The 2,267-nt window shown below is 68.2% G+C and carries 3 protein-coding genes; all 3 read right to left on the bottom strand.

All coding sequences use genetic code 11. The features are described 5' to 3' along the window. The coding region (locus NZ849_RS02605; RefSeq protein WP_295403738.1) for an ABC transporter substrate-binding protein at window positions 1-466 on the bottom strand (466 nt) is incomplete at its 3' end. Further along, window positions 463-1,278 carry an ABC transporter ATP-binding protein gene (locus tag NZ849_RS02600; RefSeq protein ID WP_295403733.1) on the bottom strand — a complete coding sequence of 272 codons (816 nt, stop codon included), beginning with the start codon at window positions 1,276-1,278 and terminating at the stop codon, window positions 463-465. The genes NZ849_RS02605 and NZ849_RS02600, both read right to left, overlap by 4 nt. Beyond that, a partial coding sequence (locus NZ849_RS02595) for a FecCD family ABC transporter permease (RefSeq protein WP_367182931.1) occupies window positions 1,275-2,267 on the bottom strand: 993 nt, incomplete at its 5' end. The genes NZ849_RS02600 and NZ849_RS02595, both read right to left, overlap by 4 nt.

Genomic DNA, 2,267 nt, shown 5'->3' with positions numbered 1-2,267 from the left:
AAATCTGCCGGGCCTGGGCCTCTTTGCCCACCAGGCGCCCGAGTTCCAAAACTTGCTGATTCAAGTCGTCGAAGCTGCCCCGCCGCGACTGGAAGGCCAGCACCGGGGCGATGCGCTCGAGCTGGGGGATTAGGTCTTTGTGCACGAAAGCTTCGGCCACGATGACCTCGGGCTTTACCGCCAGGATGGCCTCGAGGCTGGGCTGGGCCCTCGAGCCAACCGAGGCTACGCCCTCGGCCCGCGGCCGCAGGTAGGGCGGCAGCCCCCGGTCGCCGCCCTGGGTGCCGGTGGCCGCCCCTACCGGGCTCACCCCCAGGGCCAGCAGGGTGTCCAGGAAGCTGTACTCCAGCACCACCACCCGCTTTGCTGGGGCGTTCAAGGTGAGGGTGCCCAGCTCGTGCTTGATCTGAAGCTGGGCCGAAGCCAGGCCGAAGAGGGCCAAAATGGCCGCCAGAATTCGTTTCATGGTTTTTCCTCCACCAGTTCAAGGGCTTCCCTGCGCGCCAGGGCGTAGGGGATGCAGTGGGGGGTGCCGGTCTCGGGGTCGCGCAGGAAGTGGGCCTTGAGGCCAAAGACTTCCCGCAGAATGCGCTCGTTGAGCACCGCCTCGGGCGCTCCCTCCGCCACCACCCGTCCCCCACTCACCGCCACCAGGTGGTGGGCGTAGCGGGCGGCTTGGTTGAGGTCGTGCAGCACCATCACGACGGTCTTGCCCTCGTGGCGGTTGAGCCTTTGCAGAAGCTGCAGGACCTCGAGCTGGTGGCTCAGGTCCAGGTAGGTGGTGGGCTCGTCCAGGAGCAGAATCGAGGTCTCCTGGGCTAGGGCCATGGCGATCCAGGCCCGCTGGCGCTGCCCGCCCGAGAGGGTCTCCAGGGGCCTCTTGGCGAAGACCCGCATGCCGGTCTGGTCAAGGGCCCACTCTACTGCCCTCTGGTCGCGCTCGCTCCGCCCTCCAAAGGCGCTTTGGTAGGGGTAGCGGCCAAACCAGACCAGCTCCTCCACACTGAGCCCCTCGGGGGCCTGGGGCATCTGGGGCAAGAGGGCCAGCTCACGGGCCACGGCCTTGGTGGGCAGGGCGTGGATAGCCTTACCATCCAGCAGCACCGCGCCCTCTCTGGGCTTCAACAGCCGGGCCAGAGCCCGCAACAAGGTGGACTTACCGCAGCCGTTGGGGCCGATGAGGGCGGTAATCTTTCCCTTGGGCAAGGATAGGTTGAGGCCCTCAATGATGCGGCGCTCGTCGTAGCCTAAGGAGAGCTGTTGGGTTTGCAGGCTCATCGCACCCTTCCCGCCTTTCGCATCAGGTATAGGAAGTAGGGGGCCCCCAAAAGGGTGGTGAGGAGGCCCGCGGGAATCTCCAGCGGGGGCACCAGGCCCCGTCCTAAGGTGTCGGCCCCCACCACCAGCAAAGCCCCCAGGAGCATCGAGCTGGGCAGCAGCAGGCGAAAGCCGGGGCCCACCAACAGCCGCGCGGCGTGGGGGGCAATCAGGCCCACGAAGCCCAGAATGCCTACCCCCATCACCGCCACCGCGGCCAGGGCCGTGCCCAGGGCTAAAGCCGCCAGCCGGGCGGGCTCGAGGCGCATCCCCAGGCTTTTGGCGGTCTCGTCGCCAAACGAGAGCACATCGAGCCTGCGGTGAAGCAGAAGCGTGATGGGAATCAGCACCGCCGCAAACGGCAGCACCCGAAACAGCCGCTCCCAGTCGGCCCCGTAGACTGTACCGCTCAGGAAGATCAGGGCCTGGGCAATGGAGTCGTCGGCGCGTACCAGGATGAGCCGACGCAGCCCGTCCAGCGAGGCCTCCACCGCCACCCCAATCAGGGCCAGCCGGATGGGCAGCACCTCCCCGGCCCTGCGCGCCAGGACGTACACCAGCCCGAAGGCCGCTAAGGCTCCCCCAAAAGCCCCCACCGGCAGGGCCCAGGCCGGAGCCCGGGGCAAGAGGATCAGGGTGAAGACCGCGGCCAACCCCGCCCCTGCCGCCACCCCCACAATGTCCGGCGAGGCCAGGGGGTTGCGCACCACCCCCTGCAGGATAGCGCCTGAGGCCGCAAACAAAGCTCCGCACAAAGCCCCCACCAGTATGCGCGGCAACCGCAGCTCGTAGAGGATGCGGGCGTGGGTCTCGTCGCGCGGGGCGCCCAGGGCCTGAAGAACCTCCCATGGGCCCATCCGCACCGCCCCGGTGCCCAGGGCCAAAACGCCCAGGGTCAGTAGGGCCAGGGCCAGCAGGGGAATCAGGGCGGGTTTGGGAAGGGCGGGGCG

The sequence above is a fragment of the Meiothermus sp. genome (genome assembly GCF_025060375.1).
Classification (GTDB): domain Bacteria; phylum Deinococcota; class Deinococci; order Deinococcales; family Thermaceae; genus Meiothermus.
Note: the sequence above shows the minus strand (reverse complement) of the source record. Positions and strands in the feature narration are given on the sequence as shown.

Bases quoted from the DNA above. Each gene is read 5' to 3' on its own strand.
- NZ849_RS02600 (WP_295403733.1), bottom strand. From the start codon at position 1,278: ATGAGCCTGCAAACCCAACAGCTCTCCTTAGGCTACGACGAGCGCCGC.